This window comes from Rhizorhabdus wittichii (assembly GCF_017607425.1).
Classification (GTDB): domain Bacteria; phylum Pseudomonadota; class Alphaproteobacteria; order Sphingomonadales; family Sphingomonadaceae; genus Rhizorhabdus; species Rhizorhabdus wittichii.
Window position 1 is genome coordinate 1,555,689 of sequence record NZ_CP059319.1, and the last position, 19,335, is coordinate 1,575,023.

Annotated in this window: 22 protein-coding genes; 9 read left to right on the forward strand and 13 right to left on the reverse strand. The window is 68.2% G+C overall.

Annotated features, from left to right (window positions below):
- Positions 1–59 precede the first annotated feature (59 nt).
- Positions 60–632, reverse strand: coding sequence for a TetR/AcrR family transcriptional regulator (locus HRJ34_RS07370; RefSeq protein WP_226949090.1), 573 nt, complete (start codon positions 630–632; stop codon positions 60–62).
- A gap of 228 nt (positions 633–860) precedes the next feature.
- Between HRJ34_RS07370 and HRJ34_RS07375 the strand changes: the two genes are divergently transcribed.
- Positions 861–1,613, forward strand: a complete 753-nt coding sequence (locus HRJ34_RS07375) for a class II aldolase/adducin family protein (RefSeq protein WP_208633733.1) — start codon at positions 861–863, stop codon at positions 1,611–1,613.
- Here the strand turns inward: HRJ34_RS07375 and HRJ34_RS07380 are convergent.
- Genes HRJ34_RS07380 through HRJ34_RS07390 form a run of 3 tightly spaced genes read right to left on the reverse strand, consistent with a single transcriptional unit; the run spans position 1,599 to position 4,245 of the window.
- On the reverse strand, positions 1,599–1,937 hold the full coding sequence (locus HRJ34_RS07380; protein ID WP_011951793.1) for a c-type cytochrome: 339 nt from the start codon (positions 1,935–1,937) through the stop codon (positions 1,599–1,601). The genes HRJ34_RS07375 and HRJ34_RS07380 overlap by 15 nt on opposite strands.
- Positions 1,930–3,168 carry a molybdopterin-dependent oxidoreductase gene (locus HRJ34_RS07385; protein ID WP_011951794.1) on the reverse strand — a complete coding sequence of 413 codons (1,239 nt, stop codon included), beginning with the start codon at positions 3,166–3,168 and terminating at the stop codon, positions 1,930–1,932. Before HRJ34_RS07385 ends, HRJ34_RS07380 begins: the two co-directional genes overlap by 8 nt.
- Before the next feature lie 15 nt (positions 3,169–3,183).
- Entirely contained in the window at positions 3,184–4,245 is a 1,062-nt protein-coding gene (locus HRJ34_RS07390; protein ID WP_029994378.1) for a YeiH family protein, read from the reverse strand.
- A gap of 74 nt (positions 4,246–4,319) precedes the next feature.
- Here HRJ34_RS07390 and HRJ34_RS07395 point away from each other — a divergent pair, with 74 nt between their 5' ends.
- Complete coding sequence (locus tag HRJ34_RS07395; RefSeq protein WP_208633734.1) at positions 4,320–5,204, forward strand: LysR substrate-binding domain-containing protein; 885 nt, start codon at positions 4,320–4,322, stop codon at positions 5,202–5,204.
- Here the strand turns inward: HRJ34_RS07395 and HRJ34_RS07400 are convergent.
- The 3 genes from HRJ34_RS07400 to HRJ34_RS07410 form a co-directional block, all read right to left on the reverse strand.
- A complete protein-coding gene (locus HRJ34_RS07400; RefSeq protein WP_208633735.1) occupies positions 5,201–6,058 on the reverse strand; it encodes an LLM class F420-dependent oxidoreductase in 858 nt (285 codons plus the stop codon). The two genes, HRJ34_RS07395 and HRJ34_RS07400, sit on opposite strands and share 4 nt — an antisense overlap.
- Before the next feature lie 75 nt (positions 6,059–6,133).
- On the reverse strand, positions 6,134–6,898 hold the full coding sequence (locus tag HRJ34_RS07405; RefSeq protein ID WP_030089599.1) for a Crp/Fnr family transcriptional regulator: 765 nt from the start codon (positions 6,896–6,898) through the stop codon (positions 6,134–6,136).
- The gene (locus HRJ34_RS07410; protein WP_016746018.1) at positions 6,882–7,136 is read right to left on the reverse strand and encodes a DUF6894 family protein; all 255 of its coding nucleotides are present in this window, start codon (positions 7,134–7,136) and stop codon (positions 6,882–6,884) included. The genes HRJ34_RS07405 and HRJ34_RS07410 overlap by 17 nt, the downstream gene beginning before the upstream one ends.
- A 255-nt stretch (positions 7,137–7,391) precedes the next feature.
- On the opposite strand from HRJ34_RS07410, the gene HRJ34_RS07415 reads away from it, so the two are divergent.
- The 4 genes from HRJ34_RS07415 to HRJ34_RS07430 all read left to right on the forward strand — a co-directional run bounded on the left by HRJ34_RS07415 (position 7,392) and on the right by HRJ34_RS07430 (position 9,556).
- The gene (locus tag HRJ34_RS07415) at positions 7,392–8,072 is read left to right on the forward strand and encodes a Crp/Fnr family transcriptional regulator (protein WP_011951800.1); all 681 of its coding nucleotides are present in this window, start codon (positions 7,392–7,394) and stop codon (positions 8,070–8,072) included.
- 103 nt (positions 8,073–8,175) lie between these two features.
- Complete coding sequence (locus HRJ34_RS07420; protein WP_016746019.1) at positions 8,176–8,439, forward strand: hypothetical protein; 264 nt, start codon at positions 8,176–8,178, stop codon at positions 8,437–8,439.
- Positions 8,440–8,550: 111 nt separating this feature from the next.
- Positions 8,551–9,003 carry a MaoC family dehydratase gene (locus HRJ34_RS07425; protein ID WP_208633736.1) on the forward strand — a complete coding sequence of 151 codons (453 nt, stop codon included), beginning with the start codon at positions 8,551–8,553 and terminating at the stop codon, positions 9,001–9,003.
- Between the two features lie 193 nt (positions 9,004–9,196).
- A complete protein-coding gene (locus HRJ34_RS07430; RefSeq protein WP_029994374.1) occupies positions 9,197–9,556 on the forward strand; it encodes a hypothetical protein in 360 nt (119 codons plus the stop codon).
- A gap of 58 nt (positions 9,557–9,614) precedes the next feature.
- Here the strand turns inward: HRJ34_RS07430 and HRJ34_RS07435 are convergent, their stop codons facing one another.
- Both HRJ34_RS07435 and HRJ34_RS07440 read right to left on the reverse strand, forming a co-directional pair.
- Complete coding sequence (locus HRJ34_RS07435) at positions 9,615–10,265, reverse strand: 3-oxoacid CoA-transferase subunit B (RefSeq protein ID WP_016746021.1); 651 nt, start codon at positions 10,263–10,265, stop codon at positions 9,615–9,617.
- Positions 10,265–10,972, reverse strand: a complete 708-nt coding sequence (locus tag HRJ34_RS07440) for a CoA transferase subunit A (RefSeq protein ID WP_011951804.1) — start codon at positions 10,970–10,972, stop codon at positions 10,265–10,267. Before HRJ34_RS07440 ends, HRJ34_RS07435 begins: the two co-directional genes overlap by 1 nt.
- An 87-nt stretch (positions 10,973–11,059) precedes the next feature.
- On the opposite strand from HRJ34_RS07440, the gene HRJ34_RS07445 reads away from it, so the two are divergent.
- Positions 11,060–11,947, forward strand: coding sequence for a LysR family transcriptional regulator (locus tag HRJ34_RS07445; RefSeq protein ID WP_208633737.1), 888 nt, complete (start codon positions 11,060–11,062; stop codon positions 11,945–11,947).
- Between the two features lie 18 nt (positions 11,948–11,965).
- Here the strand turns inward: HRJ34_RS07445 and HRJ34_RS07450 are convergent, their stop codons facing one another.
- From HRJ34_RS07450 to HRJ34_RS07465, 4 genes are read right to left on the reverse strand one after another with little or no spacing between them, the layout of a single operon-like run.
- A complete protein-coding gene (locus tag HRJ34_RS07450; RefSeq protein ID WP_208633738.1) occupies positions 11,966–12,331 on the reverse strand; it encodes a hypothetical protein in 366 nt (121 codons plus the stop codon).
- A gap of 12 nt (positions 12,332–12,343) precedes the next feature.
- On the reverse strand, positions 12,344–13,573 hold the full coding sequence (locus HRJ34_RS07455; RefSeq protein ID WP_011951807.1) for an aromatic ring-hydroxylating oxygenase subunit alpha: 1,230 nt from the start codon (positions 13,571–13,573) through the stop codon (positions 12,344–12,346).
- A gap of 30 nt (positions 13,574–13,603) precedes the next feature.
- Positions 13,604–14,080 carry a nuclear transport factor 2 family protein gene (locus HRJ34_RS07460; protein WP_011951808.1) on the reverse strand — a complete coding sequence of 159 codons (477 nt, stop codon included), beginning with the start codon at positions 14,078–14,080 and terminating at the stop codon, positions 13,604–13,606.
- A 56-nt stretch (positions 14,081–14,136) separates the two neighbouring features.
- The gene (locus tag HRJ34_RS07465; RefSeq protein WP_226949091.1) at positions 14,137–16,542 is read right to left on the reverse strand and encodes a TonB-dependent receptor; all 2,406 of its coding nucleotides are present in this window, start codon (positions 16,540–16,542) and stop codon (positions 14,137–14,139) included.
- Positions 16,543–16,932: 390 nt separating this feature from the next.
- Between HRJ34_RS07465 and HRJ34_RS07470 the strand changes: the two genes are divergently transcribed.
- On the forward strand, positions 16,933–18,099 hold the full coding sequence (locus HRJ34_RS07470; RefSeq protein WP_208633740.1) for an acetamidase/formamidase family protein: 1,167 nt from the start codon (positions 16,933–16,935) through the stop codon (positions 18,097–18,099).
- Between the two features lie 31 nt (positions 18,100–18,130).
- Complete coding sequence (locus tag HRJ34_RS07475) at positions 18,131–19,324, forward strand: aromatic ring-hydroxylating oxygenase subunit alpha (protein ID WP_011951811.1); 1,194 nt, start codon at positions 18,131–18,133, stop codon at positions 19,322–19,324.
- The last annotated feature ends 11 nt before the right edge of the window (positions 19,325–19,335 follow it).

A 19,335-nucleotide genomic window follows, 5' to 3' on the forward strand; every position in this document is an offset into this window, starting at 1 on the left:
CAGTTGTGTATTTCTTGGATAAGCACATGCCGCTCCTAAAAACTTCGGAGAACGGGTATTTATTTCAACAGGTTGCTGAACAGCACGTCGGTATAGCGGTCGACGAGCTTCCATCGCTCCTCGGCGCTCTCCTGCATGCCGATCGCATAATAGCCGACCTGGTGGAAATAGGTGATGCGCGCGCGGATCATCGCCTCGTCGGCGTCGAAGCCAACGTCGCGGAACAGTTCCTCGAGCGCCTCCAGCCGGATGCCGTCGACCGCCCGGACGATCTCCGCGATCGGCGGCGACAGCGCGGCCCAGGCGCGGACGGCGCTGTCATAGGCCTCGCTGAACCCGCGCCCCTCGATATAGAGCTCGGCCAGGCCGCGCATCCGCTCCTTCGGGGAGGCGTCGCTGCGGAGGACCTGCAGCATCGGCGTGGTGTTGCGGTCGCGCCAGTCGGCGATCAGCGCGTCGAGCAGTTCGTCGCGGCTCTGGAAGCGCCAGTAGAAGCCGCCGCGCGTGACGCCGGCCAGCTTGGCGAGCCGGTCGATCTTGACCGCGACGATCCCCTCGCTGATCAGCACCTCGCGCGCCAGCCGGACCCAGTCCTCGGTCGACGGGGTCTGCTCGGGCGGCGGCGTCCGCACCCAGGACCGCCTGGCGGTGGCCTTCGTCTGTGCCGCGCCTTTCGTCACGAGATGCCCTGCTCCGCGATGGTGATCGATGGAAACCGTCACCGATAAATACAGCAGTGTATTTTTGCGTCAACTCCCAAATGGCGCGGCGCCGGCCGGTGCCTCCGCCTTTACAGCGAACCATGGGGATTTTAGACCCATGGCCGGTCCGCGCCACCGCACCTTACCGGGAACCGCCAGATGGTCACAGCCTCCGCACAACCGCTCGACGAAGCCGCGCTTCGCCGCCAGCTCACCGATTTCTACCACCTCGTCGTCCATCTCGGTTGGTCGGAGATCATCTTCAACCATATCTCGGTCCGGCTTCCAGGGCCCGAGCATCACTATCTGATGAACCCCTTCGGCCTGCTCTACGAGGAGATCACGCCCGAGAACCTGATCAAGGTCGGGATCGACGGCAAGCTGGTCGAGCCGTCGCCCTATCCCGGCAACCCGGCGGGGTTCGCGCTGCACGGCGTGATCCATGCGAACCGGCCCGACGTCGCCTGCGTCGCCCACACCCACAGCAATGCGGTGTCGGCGGTGGCGATGAAGCGCGAGGGGATCAGCCACGACAATTTCTACGGCGCCCAGCTGTTCGGCCGGGTTGGCTATCATGATTTCGAGGGCATCACCCTCTATGACGACGAGCGCGGCCGGATGCTGGAGAGCATCGGCGACAAGCATGTCCTGGTGCTGCGCAACCACGGCATCGCGGTGTGCGAGCGGTCGATCCCGGCGACCTTCATGCTGCTGTGGACGGTGCAGCGCGCGGCCGAGATCCAATGCATGTCGGGCCAGGCCGGCGGCCCCGACACGATCCTCGCCGACAGCGTGCGGCAGCGCTGCGCCGACGACGCGCTGCGGCTGGCGACCTCGGCCAGCTTCTCCGACATGGTGTTCGACGCCTCGGTCCGCCGGATGCGCGCCGAGCAGGCCTCAGCTCGGCGATAGCTTCGCCAGATAGTCGATGATCGCCGGGACGTCCTCGTCGGCGACGGGGGCGCGGTAGACGTCGCGCATCTTGCGGACGATCCCGGTCCATTGCTCGCGCGACAATCTGGGCTGGAGCAGCACCATGCTCGCCGAATGGCACGACGCGCAATTGGCGTTCATCACCTCCGCCCCCGGCCCCTCGGGATAGGCCGTCTCGTCATAGGGCAGCTCGACCGAGGTCGATGTGATGGCGAAGCGCGGCGCGGCGCGCGATCCGGCCGAGAGCGCGATCGCGGCGACGAGGGCGCAGAGTCCGGCGGCCAGCCAGGTCCGGTCACGCATCGGCCCGCACCTCGATCGACACCGCCTCGACATTGCCGCGCATGAAGCCGCTCGGGTTCCAGACCGGCTTCATCGGCTGCCCCTCCCCCGCATCGTTGGTGCAGCGGACCATCAGCGTCAGCCGCCCCGGTCCCGCCAGCGGCAGATCGGCATCCCAGCGACGGAAGCTGTAGCGGCCATGGTCGGGGCCGAGCCGGGTCGGCAGCCAGCTCCGCCCGCCGTCGGCCGACAGCTCGACCCGGGCGACGCCCCGGTCGCCGCCCAGCGCGATCCCGCCGACCGGCAGCACCGGGCGAAGCGGAACCGCCTGCCCCTCGCGCAGGCTGGTGACGAAGGAGCGCGGCACCATCCGGCCGATCGGCACCGTCGGGAAATCCTTGGTCCCCGGCGCGATGTCCGCGCCCGGCGTCGTCGGTATCCGGTAAGCCTTGGCCATCCAGTAGCCATCGTCGGGCGCGGCCAGCACCTCGATGTCGGACAGCATCTTGATCCAGTAGGTCGAATAATAGCCGGGCACGATCAGCCGGATCGGAAAGCCGTTGAGCAGCGGCAGCTGCTCCCCGTTCATCGCGAAGGCGATCATCACCTCGCCGTCGCGGGCATGGTCGATGGCGAGCGCCTTCTCATAGCGCGGCGCGCCCTCCACCGTCGTCCCGTCGAGCCCGGCGAAGCGGACCGCGACGGCATCGGCGAGCACCCCCGCCCGGTCGAGCAGGTCGCGCAGCCGCACGCCGGTCCAGCGCGCATTGCCCATCGCGCCATGCGCCCATTGCGCGCCGGGGACGCGGGGTTCGAACAGGCCGCGCGAATTGCCCGAGCATTGGTTCACCGCCGCCAGCTCGACGCGCGGCATCCGCAGCAACTGGGCGAGGCTGATCGACAGCGGCCGCCGCACCCGTCCGTGGACGGCCAGGCGGAACGCCCCGGCATCGACCGAGGTGGGGAAATCGGACCAGTGCCAGCGCACGAAGAAGCGGTCATTGGGGGTGAAGACGTCGCCGTCGAACACCTCCATCGGGGTTTCGAGCAGCGGCGGATGGATGCGCTGGACGATCATCTCCCCCTTGCCGGGGAAGCCGCCCGCCAGCGGCCGCCGCGACGGCCCGCCCGGCAGGCGCAGGTCGACCAGCCCCTGCGCGCCGGCCGGCACCGCCGCCAGCATCGCCGCCGCGCCCGCCAGCATCTGCCGGCGGTCGAGCGGCGCCCTCATCATCATATCGAACCGATCCATCGTCCTTCCGCTCCGTCAGCCGTTCCAGGCGAGCCCGGTCGCCCACAATATGCCCAGCGCGATTGCCGCCAGCAGGCACAGCGACAGCGTCACCACCGCCGTCACGCGCGGGCCCGCGGCCGCGACGCTGCGCAGGTCGACCCCCAGCCCCAGCGCCGCCATCGCGACGACCGTCAGCAGCCCGGCGACATGGTCCGCCGCGCCGACCGCCGCCGCCGGCAGCAGCCCGATCGACCGGAGCACCGCCAGCAGCAGGAAGCCGACGATGAACCAGGGCAGGATCAATGCCAAGCGCCGTCGATCGAACGAGGCGCGGCCCCCGGCCGCAGGTCCGGCCGTCCCGGCGCGCGGCGCGACCAGCGACAGCAGCAACAGCACCGGCCCCAGCATCAGCACCCGGGTCAGCTTCACCAGCGTCCCCACCTGCACCGCGACGCCGCCCATCGGCCCGGCGGCGGCGAGCACCTGCGGCACCGCATAGACGGTCAGGCCGGCCAGGGCCCCGCCGGCGGCGGGCGAGAGATGCAGCACCGCGGCGAGCAGCGGCAGGAGCAGGACGACGCCGACGCCGAGCACCGCCGTGAAGGCGATCGCGGTGGCGACGTCCCTGCTGTCGGCCTCGATCACCGGCGCGACCGCGGCGATCGCCGAATTGCCGCAGATCGCGTTGCCGCAGGCGACCAGCGTCGCCATCTTGGACGGCAGGCCGAACGCCCGGCCGATCAGGAAGGACAGGCCGATCGCGCAGACCACGGTCGCGACGATCCCGACGAGCAACGCCGGTCCCGCCGCCATCAGCGTCCCGAAGCTGATCGTCGCGCCGATCAGCATCACCGCCACCTCCAGCACGGTACGCGCCGCGCAGTCGATGCCGGGCGCGAAGGATGCCGGCAGCGCCCAGGCCGTGCGCAGGGCCGTGCCGAGCAGGATCGCCAGCACCAGCGGCTCGAGCCAGCTATGTCCCACCGCCACGGCCTCGACCCGCGCGAGCAGCAGCGCCGCCCCGGCGACCGCGATGCTCAGGGCAAGGCCCGGCAGCAGCCGGCCGAAGGGTGATGTCGAAAGCCCAACTATCATCCCTGATAGATCGACTTGACAAACCTCCAAGTCCAATCGATTGATTGGAACAAAACGATAGACTGTCTTTATCGATGACCCTCGATCAGCTCCGCATCTTCGTCGCCGTCGCCGAGGCATCGAACATGACCCGCGCCGCGGCCCTTCTCCATCTGTCGCAGCCCGCCGTCAGCGCCGCCGTCGCCGCGCTGGAGGGACGGCACGGCAGCCGGCTGTTCGACCGGATCGGCCGTCGGCTGGAGCTGACCAGCGCCGGCCGCCTGTTCCTGCCCGAGGCCAAGGCGGTGCTCGCGCAGGCCGAACAGGCGCGGCAAGTGCTCGACGACCTGTCGGGCCTGATCCGCGGCGAGGTCCGCATCGCCGCCAGCCAGACGGTCGCGACCTATTGGCTGCCGCGCTATCTCGCCCGCTTCGCCACCGCGCGGCCGGGGATCACCCTGTCGATGGCCGACGGCAACACCGCCCAGGCCGCGTCGGCCGTGCTCGCGGGCGATGCCGACCTGGCGGTGGTCGAGGGCCGGACCGATCATCCGCTGCTCGACGTGCGGACGGTGGGGCATGACCGGCTCGGCCTCTATGCCGCGATCGACCACCGCCTCGCCGGCCGCCCGATCGGCCGGGCGGAGCTGCTGGAGGCCGTCTGGGTGATGCGCGAGCCGGGGTCGGGCACGCGCGACCATTTCGCGACGGTGCTGCCCGACCATGGCCTTGCGATCGGCGATCTCGACATCCGGCTCGAACTGCCGTCGAACGGAGCGGTGCTGGCGGCGGTCGAGGGCAGCGCGATGATCGCCCCCATCTCCGACGCCGCCGCCACCCCGCGCCGCAAGGCCGGCCTGATCCAGCGGCTCGACTGCGTCCTGCCCGAACGCAATTTCAGCCTGCTGCTCCACCGCGAGCGGCACCGCAGCCGCGCCGTCTCCAGCTTCCTCGAATTCCTCGAAACCGACCCGTCCTAGAGCAGCATCTTGGCCAGCGTCCGCCATCCCTCGATCGGCATCGCCATGTCGCTGCCGACCGCGCCGCGGATGAGTTGCAGGCAGACATGGTCGGCGCCGGCATCGAAATGGGCCTGCACGCCCGCCGCGATGCGGTCGCGGTCGCCCCACAGGAAGAGGTCGTCGATCAGCCGGTCGCTGCCGGCGACGTCCTCCTCACTGTAACCGAGCCGCCGCCAGTTGTTCAGATAATTGGGGAAGTTCAGATAGCTGGACAGCGCGGCGCGTCCGATCTCCCGCGCTCGCGCCGGATCGCTTTCGAGAATCACCCCCTGCTCGGGCGCGAGCAGCGCGCCCGGCCCCAGCCGATCGCGCGCCTCGGCCGTGTGCCGGGCGGTGACCAGATAGGGATGCGCCCCGGCCGTCCGGTCGCGGGCGAGATCGAGCATCTTCGGGCCGAGCGCGGCGAGGCAGCGGCGCTCGGCCGGCACGCCGGCGGCGTCGAGCCCGTCGAGATAGGCGGCCATGGTCGCAAGCGGCCGGCCATATTGTTCGCCGATCGCCGGCCCATGGCTGACCCCGAAGCCGAGCATCAGCCGCGCCTGCCGCTCGGCCGGCAGCGCCTGCCACCAGCCGCCGACATCGGCGGCGGCGACCTTCCAGACGTTGATGATGCCCGTCCCGATCGCGACGGTGGAGGTGGCGTCGAGCAGCCGGTCGACATCGGCGAGGATGCGGTCGTCCATCGCGCCGGGAACCCAGATCGCGCCGAAGCCGAGCGCCTCCAGCTCGGCCGCCGCCCGCCCCGCCTCGACCGGATCGCCGAAGCGCAGCTCGATCGACCAGATGCCGATGCGTCCCAATCCCCGTGTCATCGCCCTCTCCTCGGCATCCTGTCCATGCCGGAGGATAAGGCCGCCGCCCGGTCGATGTCACCCCCGCACGGCGGGTCAGCGCGATCGCTTCTCGAGGAACAGATAGTCGGGGCTGAACTCGGCGAGGTCGCACAGCCCGGCGCGGTCGGCGATGGTGACATGGCCGCCGCGAAAGGTGACCAGCCCGCGCTCGCGCAGGTCGCGCAGCACCCGGTTCACATGGACCGAGGTCAGGCCGAGGCAGTTGGCGAGGTCGTTCTGGGTCAGCGCGAGCGGATAGCCGCTCGGATCGGCAAGCCCGACGATCTCCAGCCGGACCTGCAGTTCGCACAGCAGATGGGCGAGCCGCGCAACCGCGTCGCGGCGGCCGAGCGACACCGTCCAGGCGCGATGGATCGCCGCGTCGAGATTGGTCGAGAACCACAGCAGCCGGCCGAGATGGGGGAAGCGCTCGATCACCGTCCTGAGCGCGTCGTGCCCGACCCAGCTTATCCGGCAGCCGGTGAGCGCGAGGATGCCATGATCGAGTCGCTTGAGGGTGAAGCTGTGCAGGTCGGCGAAGTCGCCGGCGACATGAAGCTCGCTGATCTGCTGCTGGCCGTCGCGCATGTCCTTGAACCGGGCGATGAGGCCTTCGACGAGCAGCGCCGACCGTTCGAGCGGCCGGCCCTCCTCGATGATCACCCTGCGCGCCGGATAATGTTGCGGCGGCTCGACGATCGAGCGCAGCGCGGCTTCCTCGTCGGCGTCGACGTCGTCGCGCTGCCGCAACTTCATCAGCAGCCGGTCGGCCCAGGGCGTGGCCCCGGCCGGCCGGCTGCGCTCAGCGAGGGCCGCCACTGCGGCGAACCTCGACCGCGCTGTCGAACGGCACCTCGCGGACGAGGCGCCCCTGCGGATCGGTGATGCGGATCATGCCGCCGAAATCGAGCACGCCACGGCCGAGCTCCTCGCGCAGGATCGATCGGATTCCCGACAGGGCCCGGGCATGGGCGGCGTCGAGATCGGGCAGGTCCACGCCCTCCTCGTCGCGGGTCTCCCCGGTGCCGTTCGAGACGTGAAAGTGGAAATGCGGCATGGTTTTTCCGCGCGGCTCCTCATGGCCCACGGCGCGGCGACGCGATCCGCGGGGCGGTGGACGTCGTCAACCAAAACCCTTTGATTACAAGGAAGTTGCAATTCTTCCGCAAAACTAACCTACGGCAATCTCATTCCGGAAGTTCCGGATTAGGAGGAGCACCATCGATCTTGCTGGGCCGGACGGGCGGCCCTCGCGCTCGGGGGCAACGCACGCGGAATGATTACGGAGAAGTTCCTCAAGGGACGTCGGGGCATGATGCTCGAACCCGCCGAGCACGCCGCGATCGAGAGGGCGATCAGCGAGATCAAGGTCGTGCCGGCCCGCACCGTGATGGTCGAGGCGGGCGAGACGCTGCGGCACAGCGCGCTGATCATCGACGGGCTGATGGGCCGCACCATTTCCGACCGCGACGGCCTGCGCCAGTTCGTCGGGCTGCACCTGCCGGGCGATTTCGTCGACCTGCACAGCTATGCGCTGTCCCAGCTCGAACATGACATCGCCTCGGTGACGCATGCGCGCGTCGCGATCGTGCCGCACGATCGGATGCACGCGCTGGTCACGGATACGGTGCTCGCCCGCAAGCTGTGGTTCTCCACCCTGCTCGACGCGGCGATGCACCGCGCCTGGCTGTTCCGGCTCGGCCGGCTCGATGCGATGGGCCGGGTCGCGCATTTCCTGTGCGAGACCAACGCCCGGCTCCGCGCGGTCGGCCTCAGCGACGGGCGGCGCTTCGCGCTCGACCTGACCCAGAACGACCTGGCCGAGATCTGCGGGGTGACGAGCATCCACATGAACCGCATCCTGCGGCAGTTGCGCGAGGAGGGGCTGTGCATCGTCCGCTCCTCCCATGTCGAGATCCTCCGTCCCGACTGGCTCGCCGCGCGCGGCCAGTTCGACGCCGCCTATCTCTATCTCGACCCCGACGCCGCCTGAACCTAATCTGGATCATACCGTCATGACGGCGGGATGGACTAGGTCCGGGAGACTGCGCCGAAAGATTGCCGCCACGGCACGCTCGCAGCCAGCCGGAGCTCCCATGTCCCTGATACTCGGCTCCCGCCTCGAAGAGGGTGGTCACCCCGGTTTCCATGCATCGCTCGACGGCGAACCCGCCATCGTCGAACTCGACAGCGGCGCCATCTTCAAGCTCGCCCGGCGCGCGCCCCAGACCGAGCTGGACCGGATATTGGAAGAGAAGCGACACAGGATCGGCGACGCCGCGATGCGCCTCGCGCGCGAAGGCTTCGCCACGCGCGGCGATCGGGGCATCGAGATCCTCGTCACCGCGCTCGATCTCTGAACCACGGGCCCGTCCATAGACGCGGTCTATGCACGGCCCCGCGCCATTTCGATTTTCCAGATATCGCCGCTTGCGATACACCGCCCCTGCTGATCAGAGGGAGGATGCGCGATGGCCGGCCGGTGGTTTGACGAATGGCAGGTCGGCGACAGCCTGCGGCACGAGATCCGCCGCACCGTCACCGAGACCGACAACCTGCTCTTCTCGACGATGACCCACAATCCGCAGCCGCTCCACATCGACCTGGAGGCGGCCAAGGCCAGCGAGTTCGGCCAGATCCTCGTCAACGGCACCTTCACCTTCGCGCTGATGGTCGGCCTGTCGGTCGGCGACACGACGCTCGGCACGCTCGTTGCCAATCTCGGCTATGACAAGCTGGTGATGCCCAAGCCGGTCTTCATCGGCGACACGATGCGCGCGGAGACCGAGGTGGTCGAACTGCGCGAATCCCGCTCACGCCCCGACGCCGGCATCGTCACCTTCCGCCACCGCCTGATCAACCAGCGCGACGAGATCGTCTGCGAATGCCTGCGCTCGGCGCTGCTGAAGCGGAAAACGGCATAGGGAGACAAGCGTCATCCTGACGAAAGTCAGGGTCCATTGCCGCTCCGTCGGGACGGAGCCGCAGCGTTGCGGTTCTGGATCCCGGATCAAGTCCGGGATGACGACGGGGAAAACCGCTCCTTCCCAATCCTATCGCCCGGCTGGCTGACGGCACCCGCTTGATTTTCCCCGGTCGAGGATGTCAGGTGCCGCCATGCTTTCCCATACACGCGCCATGGTGGCGGCTGCCGCCCACGCCCTGATCACCCAGACGAAGGTGGCCGGCATCTACGATCACGCGGCGGGGCGCCATCTGCGGATCGCGGCGGAGGCGCGGGGCGAGCATCTGCAGGGCTTCGACGGCGACCGCGCGGCGAAGTTCGGCGGCACGCTGCCCGAACTCTACGATGCGGCCGACCAGAGCTTCGTCTCGATCGAGATCGATGGGACGACCGCCAAGGGCTATGATCGCGCCTCTTCGACCCATTATTCGGTCATGGTGACCGACCGCGCCGTGCAGCTCTACGATCACGGCCGGAGCGCCTGGTTCGCCTTCGACGTCCAGACCGCCTGAGCCCGATCGCCCGGGATGCCCTCTCCCGCTTTCACGGGAGAGGGTCTGGAACGTCGCCTCAGCTCAGATAATGCGCGGTCGTCTTGGCGGCGACCTCCTCGGCGGTGACGCCGGGGGCGATCTCGACCAGCTTGAACGGCGAGGCGTGATCGGGGCGCTGGAACACCGCCAGGTCGGTGACGATCATGTCGACGACGTTCTTCCCGGTCAGCGGCAGGGTGCAGGCCGGGATGAACTTCGGGCTGCCGTCCTTGGCATTATGCTCCATGACGACGATGATCTTCTTGACGCCGGCGACGAGGTCCATCGCGCCGCCCATGCCCTTGATCATCTTGCCGGGGATCATCCAGTTGGCGATGTCGCCGCCCTCCGACACCTCCATCGCGCCGAGCACGGTCAGGTCGATATGCCCGCCGCGGATCATCGCGAAGCTGTCGGCCGAGGAGAAGAAGCTCGACGAGGGAAGCTGGCTGATCGTCTGCTTGCCGGCGTTGATCAGGTCGGCGTCGACCTCGTCCTCATAGGGGAACGGGCCGATGCCGAGCATGCCGTTCTCCGACTGCAGGGTCACGGTCATCCCGGCGGGGATGTTGTTCGCGACCAGGGTCGGGATGCCGATACCCAGGTTGACGTAGAAGCCGTCCTTGAGTTCCTTGGCGGCGCGCGCCGCCATCTGGTTGCGGTCCCAACCTTTGCTTTCCTGGGCCATTATGCGGTCTCCCTCGCGCGGGTCGTGCGGAACTCGATCTTCTTGTCATAGGGCGCGCCGAGGACGAGGCGCTTCACATAGATGCTCGGCAGATGGATGTGATCGGGGTCGATGCTGCCGACCGGCACGATCTCCTCGACCTCGGCCACGCAGACCTTGCCCGAGGTCGCCGCCGGATGGTTGAAGTTCCGCGCGGTCTTGCGGAACACCAGGTTGCCGCTCTCGTCGGCCTTCCAGCCCTTGATAATCGCCAGGTCGGAGCGGATGCCGCGTTCGAGCACATAGGTCTCGCCGTCGAACTCCTTGCTCTCCTTGCCCTCGGCGACGAGGGTGCCGACGCCGGTCTTCGTGTAGAAGCCGGGGATGCCGGCGCCGCCGGCGCGCATCCGCTCGGCCAGCGTGCCCTGCGGGCAGAACTCGACCTCGAGCTCGCCGGCCAGATATTGCCGCTCGAACTCCTTGTTCTCGCCGACATAGGAGCTGATCATCTTCCTGATCTGGCGGGTGCGCAGCAGCTTGCCGAGTCCCTCCCCGTCGATGCCGGCATTGTTCGACGCGACCGTCAGGCCGCCGACGCCCGATGCGACGATCGCGTCGATCAGACGCTCCGGAACACCGCACAGGCCGAAACCGCCGGCGGAGATCGTCATTCCGTCAAACAGCAATCCCTCAAGCGCCGCTGCGGCGTTCGGGTAAATCTTGGTCATGGAAGGCTCCTCCCTGACACGGGGGCTAGAGGACCGAAATCATAAAATCCAATTGTAGTTTTCTTGGTTTAATCATAGCCATCTCTTATGAGACGCATCTCACTCTACCATCTCGAAACGCTGTTGTGGATCAGCCGTCTCGGCACGTTCGGCGCGGCGGCGGAACGGCTCAACACCACCCAGCCGGGCGTGTCGGCGCGCATCCGCGAGCTGGAGCATCAGATCGGCTTCCGCCTGTTCGAGCGCGCCGGGCGGACGATGGCGCTGACGGTGCGGGGGCGCGCGTTCGTCCGCGAGTGCGAGCCGCTCTGGACCTCGATCGAGCGCACTTTCCTGCAATCGGGCCGGTTCGAGGGCGCGTCGGGCATCGTCCGGATCGGCGCGGGCGAGATCGCGGCGGCGACCTGCCTGCCGTCCTTCTTCACCGCGCTGAAGGCCGAGATGCCGCGCGTGACGCTGGAGATGGAGATCGACCTGTCGCACGGCCTGCTCCAGAAGCTGCTCAGCGCCAATTGCGACCTGATCTTCCTCGCCGGCCCGGTCGCCAGCCCCAATATCGAGACCGCCCCGATCGGCGCGGTCGACATGATGTGGATCGCGAGTCCCGCGCTGGGCAATCGGGGCTTCGACGGCCCCTGCCCCACGCTGTGGCTGCTCCACCGCCATTCGCCGATCCACGGCGTCGCCCGCGCCAGCCTCGAGGCGGCGGGGCATGGCGACGCGACGATCAACAGCTGCAACAACGTCCGCTCGCTGATCGACATCGTGCTGTCGGGCGGCGGCATCAGCTTCGTGCCCGAGATCATGGCGCGCGACCATCTCGATCGCGGCACGCTCGTACGGCTGCGCCCCGACCTCGACCGCTCGATCCCGTTCCACGCCGCGATCCGGGCGCAGGAGCGGGACCCGCTCGTCCGCGACATCTTCGCGCGGGCGGCGGCGCTGGAGATCGCGGAGATCGCCCCCGGCCGATGACGGCCGGGGGCGATCCGGTCAGCGCAGCACCGGGCTGGCGCTCGGCCGGTCGCGATGCGCGGGGACGAAGCGCCGCGCGGAGAAGCTGAACGGCACCTCGGCGCTGCCGCCATAGAGTTCGTGGTGCGGCGTCGCCTCGGCGAAGGCGCAGACCAGCTCGAACAGATTGGCGGTCGGCCCGCTCAGCCCTTCGAGCGACTGGTCGGCGAGCAGCGCCAGGGCCTCGTCGAGCTTGGGCATGAACGCCGCGTAGAAGTCGGCGAAGTTCTGCTTCGAGGCGGCCCAGCGGATCTGGCTGCGCTCGCCCTCGGTCGGCCGCGCCCAGCGCGCGGCGAGGTCGGCGAATTGCTCGAAGCCCGAGGGAAGGCTCTTGTCGTCGGTCATGGTCGAGGCTCCTCAGGCGGCCAGGAAATCGTCGTGGACGCGGACGGCGTGGCGGATCAGGAATTCCTGGTCCATCAGGTACATCTGGTCGATCGCGCCGGATCGGATGCCGGTGAAGGTATCCTCCATCGTCGCGGTGTCCTCCAGCCAGGCGTTGCGGTGGAGCGCGTTGACGTGGAGCTGCGCCACCCGCTCGGCGGCATTCCGCGCCGGCCGGAAATAGTTGATCCCCTCCCACAGCGTCCGGCCATGGTCGAGCGGCCAGAACTGATGGGTGAAGAAGGACATGCCCGGATAGCCGCAGCCCGCCGAAAGATGGATGATCAGGTTCGGGAAGAGGTTGGGCAGCTCGAACTGGAAGTCGGTGCGCCGGGTCGGGTTGATCCCGGGCGGAAGCTGGTCGGGGCGCGGCCGGTGGGGCTCGGCGCCGTGCAGCACCCCGGCGAAGGCCGCGGTCGACGCCGCGGTGTCCATCCCCGCGCCATAGATGGTCGAGGAGGCGTGCGGCCCCATCAGCTTGAAATCGCTATGCTCGACCCCGCGGAAGCCGGGCAGCGAGCCGGCATGGATGGTCGGCACGTGATAGCCCTCGGAAAAGGCCTGGTGCGCGACCTTCCAGTTGCATTCGAGCACCGTCGAATAGCGGAAGATGGTGGTCGATTCGGCATAGGGATAGCCGCCGAACAGCTTGGCGAAGTCGCCCAGATAGTCGAGCAGGCTCTGCTCGGGCGGGTCGGCGAAGTTGATGAAGACGAAGCCTTCCCACGTGTCGCAGGCGATCTCGCGCAGGCCGAGGCAGCTCTTGTCGATCTTGCCGAACCCCTCCTCCATCGGCACCGAGCGCAGCGGGCCGTCGGTGCCGAACACCCAGCCGTGGAAACGGCAGGTGACGACCCCGGCGCGGGACCGGCCGAAGCTCTCGAAATCGCCGTTGGGAACGACCTTGTTGCCGCGATGGGTGCAGACATTGTGGAAGGCGCGGATCTTGTCGTCCTTGCCGCGCACGATCAGCACCGAGGTATCGGCGACCGGCATCTCCTTGACCTTGTAGTCGCCGATCTCCGGTATCTCCCAGGCGGTCGCGACCTTCAGCCAGGCGCGGCGGAAGATCTTCTCGCGCTCCAGCTCATAGACCGCCGGGTCGCGGATCGCCTCCACCGACACCGGATCGACGCCCAGTTCGGCCCGGATCTCCGCGATCGAGCGGCCGATATGGCTCAGCGTCGGATCCTCTGCGTTCATTGCTGCTCTCCTTGCGTCAAAATCGGCCGATCAGGCGTCGGCCAGGGCCGCCGGCTTGGGCGACCATCCATCGGGGTAGTGCGAGATCAGATCGGCCTTCAGCTCGAGCTGCCGGAAGCGCCAGCGCGGCCCGTCGGCCAGCGCCTCGGCGACGTAGCGGCCGCCGATCCAGTAAGCGCGCCCGCTCGCGGCGGTCGCCACCTCCCAGAGGTAGAATTCGATATCGGCCGACCGCCGGTCGTCGGCCAGCGCGACCTTGGGCGACACCAGATAGTGGAGCGTCCAGCGGAAGCCCTGGTCGGCGTTGCCGGCGACGCCCTCGGCGATCGCGTCGCGCCCGCGCAGCTCGCCATAGCGGTCGATCAGGAAGGCCGCGTCGTCGACGAACAGCTCGCGCAGCGCCGCCGCAGACGGCCCCGCGTCGAACGCCCGGCCGAGATCGGCGATCAGATCGTCGATCGCCCGCAGCGCCTCCAGCCTCTCGATCCTGCGTTCCAGTGTCTCCATCGCCACGCTCCGCAAAAAAACAGGGGGCGGGCCCGGCAAGGCCCGCCCCGTCGCCGTCAGAAGGAATAGCGCGCGCTGAGATACCATTCGCGCGGACGGCCATAGACGCCCTCGACCAGGCCGCCGAAGGAGTCGGCATAGCCCGATCCGAGATAGACCTCCTTGGTCAGGTTCTTGACGCTGGCGGTGATGCCCCAGCGCTTGTCCTCGTCGGTCCAGGCGACCGAGGCGTTGACCAGATGATAGCCGTCCTGGACGAGCAGCGGGTTGTTGACCGCGTCGTTGTAGACCCGCGACCGGTAGGACCAGTCGACGCGCGGCTGGAAGCTGCCGATGCCGTCCGCCTGGATATTGTAGGCGATGCCGGCGCTCAGCGTCCATTTCGGCGCATTCTGCAGCTTGGTCGCGGTCGTCACGCCGGCGTTGAGCGCGCGGATGTCGACCCGGCGATACTTGGCGTCGAGATAGCCGAGGCCCGCGTCGATCTGCAGCCCGCCGATCGGGCGCGCCTGCATCTCCAGCTCGAAGCCCTTGATCCGCGCCTTCGCCGCATTCTGGATGATCGGCGCGAAGCCCAGCGTCGGGTCGTTCACCGTGATCTGCAGGTCGTCATAGTCGTTCAGGAAGGCGGCGCCGTTCAGCCGCAGCTTGCGGCCGAACAGGTCCGACTTGAAGCCGACCTCATAGGTGGTGCTGGTTTCCGGCTTGAACGACGGGATGAAGGCGAAGGGCGGGAAGACGCGCTGGGTGAAGCCGCCGCCCTTGAAGCCTTCCGAATAGGACACGTAGCCGAGCAGCTCGGGGCTGAAGCGATAGGACAGGCTGGCCATCGGCGTCCAGGCGGTATCCTTCACCGTCGACCGCTGGCCGAGCGGCCCCATCAGCGGATCACCGTTCTGCAGGCCCGAGCCGTCCGGGTTGAACGGCGCCCCGGTCAGGAAGCCCGCCTCCACCACATATTGGTTGGCGTTGCCGAAGGTCTTCTTGTCCTCGGTCCAGCGGATGCCGGCGGTGAGGTTCAGGTTGTGGACGATCTCGTAGGTGCCCTGCCCGAAGAAGGCGAGGCTCTTGCCGTCGAGCACCGCGCCGCTCAGGAACACCGCGTCGACGATGTTGACGAGGTCGCGATGGTTGCCGCTCTCGCTCGAATAATAGCCGCCGACCACCCAGTTGAAGCGGCCGTCCGCGACGTCGCCCTGGAGCTGGACCTCCTCCGAGAACTGATCCTGCTTCCAGTCGCTGTTGGTCTCGACGATCGTCGCCGGGCTATGGTCGGAATCGCGGGTCCAGAAGCCGGTGACCTTGCGATAGGCGGTGATCGACTTGAACGAGATGCCGTCGGCGATCTTCCATTCGATCGTGCCCGACGCGCCCCAGATGTTCAGGTTGGACGCCGACTGGTAGCGCTTGGGATTGCCGTTGGTGAACACGCCCGAGACCGAGGTGAAGGTGCCGCCGTGGCGATAGGGGCCGAGGGCCCACTGGTTGTTGAAGCAGCGCTGGTCGGTGAAGCGGCTGGGATCGGCGGTGTTGGCGCAGATGCCCGGCGCGCCCGAATAGACCGCGTTCCACACCTGGGCGGCCGGCGCGTTCTCGTCGATCGCGATGGCGACGTTGGGGGCCGACTGCTCCCGCGCCCGCGATCCGTCGACCGCCAGGTCGATGGTGACGTCGCTCGACGGTTCGAGGCGCAGCGCGAAGCGGCCGGCGAGCTGGTCGGTGTCGCCCAGGTCGGGCGCGCCCGCGACCACGCCTTTCACATAGCCGTCGCGCTTGTGGTAGAAACCGGCGAAGCTCGAATAGACGCCCTCGGCGAGCGGCACGTCGATCGAACCCTTCGCCTGGATGCGGTTGAAGCGGCCGGTGGTCAGCTCCAGCGATCCGGCCAGCTTGTCGCCCGGCTTCTTGGTGACGACGCTGACGGCGCCGCCGATCGTGTTGCGGCCGAACAGCGTGCCCTGCGGCCCGCGCAGCACCTCGATCCGCTCGACGTTGAGCACGTCGAGGACGTTGCCGACCCCGCGCGAGATGTAGACGCCGTCGAGGTAGAGGCCGACGCCGGGATCGGCCGAGAGCTGATAGTCGTTCTGGCCGATGCCACGGATGAAGATCGCGGCGGTCGCGTTGCTCGCCGAGACCGGCACCGAGCTGTTGAACTTCACGTTCGGGGTGAAGTCGCCGATCTGGGTGACGTTGTCGATGCCGCGCGCGGTCAGCCCTTCGGACGTCACCGCCGAGATCGCGATCGGCGTGTCCTGCAGCGATTCCGCGCGGCGCCGCGCGGTGACGGTGATGACCTCGACGCCGTCGACCGCGTCGGCGGACGCGGCTTCGGCCGGCGCCTGCTGCGCGCTCGCCATGCCGGCCGGCGCCGCCAGCCCGATCAGCGACGCGCCGATCAGCAGCAGGCCGCGGCAGCGCCGCGGCGCTGCGATCGCCCCCATCTCATTCTGCCTTGCCATGTTCATTATCCCTTCCTCCCGGTTGCCGCCGGCGCCGCCAGTTCGGGGCCGGTGCGGGCACGCCCCCGCGCGCCCGTCGATCACGAACCCGAAGGCTGGTGACGGGTACATGCAACATCATCGGACCCCCGATGCGCTAGCCTCAGGGCGCGATCAGCAGCACCACAGCGCGATCGAATGAGAACCCGCCAAAACCCCCATTTTCCGGGCTCCCCGTCCCTCGCGCGCGAGCGTACGCGCGGTCATGACGTCGCTTCGCAGGCCCGTTGCGGCCGCTTTGATGCGGTAACTGGCTACTAGGCTCGGCAGAGGGATAGCCGCGAAAGCCCGCCCCCGATCATCATCCTGACACGATCCGACATCGGACGACGGAACAGCGTGAGGAAGCAGATGGCGAACACGGTGGAAATCAAGCGCAGCGGGGCGACGGCCAAGGACGATCCCAATTGCTTCAACCGCCTGCACTGGGCGCTGGAGCCGGTCGCCCATGCCCGGCCCGGCGACTATATCGTCTACGAGACCCGCGACGCCTTCGACGACCAGTTCAATTGGTCGACCACCCCGGCCGACGTCGCCGCCTGCGACCTCAACCGGGTCCACCCGATGACCGGCCCGGTCCATATCGAGGGCGCCGAGCGCGGCGACGCGCTGGCGGTGACGATCGTCGACATCGCCCCTTATGACTATGGCTATACCGTCATCGTTCCCGGCTTCGGCTTCCTGCGCGACGTCATCCCCGGGCCGTTCATCGCCAACTGGAAGCTCGACCGGCTCTGCGCGGTGTCGGACCAGATCCCCGGCGTCCGCGTGCCGATGTGCGCCTTCCCCGGCTCGATCGGCGTGCTCCCCGGCAAGCCCGAGGTCGCCGCCGCGCTCGAACGCGAAGGCGCGCTGGCGGCGGCCGGCGGCTTCGCGCTGATGCCCGAGCCCGCCCGCGCCCTGCCCGCCGCCCTGTTCGCCGAAGGCGCGCCCTATGCGGCCGAGGGGCTGCGCACCGTGGCGCCGCGCGAAAATGGCGGCAACATGGACATCAAGGCGATGCAGGTCGGCTCCACCGTGCTGTTCCCCGTGCTGGTCGAAGGCGCGGGGCTGTGGACCGGCGACATCCACTTCGCCCAGGGCGACGGCGAGGTCTGCGGCACCGCCGTCGAGATGGCGGCGCGCGTCACCCTGAAGTGCGAGGTGATCAAGGGCGGCGGCAAGAACATCGTCTTCCCGCACGTCACCGGCAACGGCCAGCTCCGCACCACCGAGCCGGGCCGCTTCCACGCGATCGTCGGCATGCCGGTGAAGAAGAAGGGCGAGGTTCCGCCCCACCTCGCCTATCTCGACAGCCCCAAGGTCGCCGCCCTCACCAACCTGTCGGAGGACCTGACGCTGGCGGCGCGCGACGCGCTGCTGCGGATGATCGACTGGATTTCCGAGACCAGGGGCTACAGCCGCGAACAGGCCTATGCGATCTGCGCCGCCGCCGTCGACCTGCGCATCGGCCAGCTCGTCGACGTCCCCAACATCATCGTTTCCGCCGTGATCCCGCTCGACATCTTCGTCGAGTGAGCCCGACCGCGGCACCATCGGAGAGTGAACCATGAACGCTGAACATCGCTGGCTCGAAGCCTATCCGGAGCTCGGCTCCGGGCCGATCTCGACCGAACCCTATATCTCGCCCGAATGGTACGAGAAGGAGAAGGAGAAGATCTTCAGCAAGGTCTGGCTGTGCGTCGGCCGCGCGAACGAGCTGCCGCGCCCGGGCGACTACAAGGTCAAGCGGATCGAGGCGGCGAACACCTCGGTGATCGTGATGCGCGGCAAGGACGGCCAGATCCGCGCCTTCCACAACATGTGCGCGCATCGCGGCAACACCGTCGTCACCGAGAACGGCCAGGAGACCTACGGCCGCAACCGGGCGGGCGTGATCACCTGCCGCTTCCACGGCTGGGTCTACGCCGCCGACGGCGCGCTGCGCAGCGTGCCGAGCCAGGAGCGCTTCTATTCCTGCTTCGACAAGGGCGACAACGGCCTGGCGCCGATCCACCTCGACACCTGGGAAGGCTTCCTGTTCGTCAACGTCGCCGAGAAGCCGGAGCACAGCCTGGCGGAATTCCTGGGCGACTATGCCGAGCATTTCCGCGGCTTCCCGTTCGAGGAGCTCGATTATGGCTTCACCTACCGGACGGAGCTCGACTGCAACTGGAAGGTCGCGCACGACGCCTTCGCGGAGGCCTATCATGTCGACACCATCCATGCCGGCTCCTTCCCCAACGTCTTTTCGAGCGGCCTGCAGAACGTCAAGCTGATGGGTCCCCACCGGACCTGCGCGGTGTGCCTGACGCTCGACGCCAAGCCGACCCCGGTGGCCGGCATCGCCAACCGGATCGCGGGCGCCAGCCTCGTCTCGCAGCGCGGCAAATCGATGCTGCCCGCGACGATCAACCCCGATCACCGGCCCGATTTCGCCTTCGAGCTGAGCGTGCTGTTCCCGAACACGCTGCTCCACGTGTCCGAGGGCATCTGGTTCACCCACCAGTTCTGGCCGCTCGCGCACAACCGGACGCTGTGGGAGGGCCGCTATTATGTGAAGGCGCCGACCAGCAACGCCGGCCGCTGGGCGATCGAGCATGCGATGACGCTGCAGCGCAACGCCTGGCTGGAGGACACCGCGACGATGGAGGACACGCAGCGGGCGATGCAGTCGCGCGCCAAGATGCAGCAGCACCTCCAGGACGACGAGATCCTGATCCGCCACGGCGCGATCATCGTCGACCAATATGTGAACGCCTGATCCGGGGGAAT